Source organism: Streptomyces albidochromogenes (assembly GCF_005981925.1).
In the GTDB taxonomy this organism is placed as follows: Bacteria; Actinomycetota; Actinomycetes; order Streptomycetales; family Streptomycetaceae; genus Streptomyces; species Streptomyces albidochromogenes.
Map to the genome: position 1 here is coordinate 1 of NZ_VBVX01000739.1, position 515 is coordinate 515.

General features: G+C 74.4%; 1 protein-coding gene. It reads right to left on the minus strand.

Annotation, left to right across the window (positions count from 1 at the left end; translation table 11 throughout):
- The coding region (locus tag E2E34_RS35005) for a hypothetical protein (protein ID WP_138905801.1) at window positions 1-500 on the minus strand (500 nt) is incomplete at its 3' end.
- Window positions 501-515 lie beyond the last annotated feature (15 nt).

Consider the following 515-nt stretch of genomic DNA (forward strand, 5'->3'; position numbering starts at 1 on the left):
TTCCTGCGGGCCGCCGGGTTGCCCGTGCGGGCGGTGCGGCGGCGTTCGTACTGGGTGACGGCCTGCTCGTACTCGCCGCGGAGCAGCTTCTCGCCGGGGGCCTCGGTCAGCGAGCGGAAGAAGTACGCGAGGAGTGAGCCCACGAAGCCGATGGCCTTCAGGCTGCGCAGCTGGGCCTCGGCCGTGGGGTCGGGGCGGCGCGCGTACCCCTCCCAGGTGCGGCGGAAGGCGATCGCGCTGCAGATCGCGAACATGGCCACCACCAGGATGTTCACGAAGCCGCCGACGTCGGCGATCGCCAGGCCCTGGTAGGCGAAGCGCAGGACGAGGCAGCCGGCGGCAGCGGCGGCCAGTGAGCCGACGGCGACGCCGGCCCGGCGCAGCCCGTACCCGTGGTCGTGGCTCACCCAGGTCGTGCCGAAGAAGCGGATGGGCTCGGGCCGCGGGCCGCCGCCGGCGGGCGCGGCGGAGGGCGGGGTGCCGTCGGTGTTCTCGCTCACGGGGTCGATTATCCC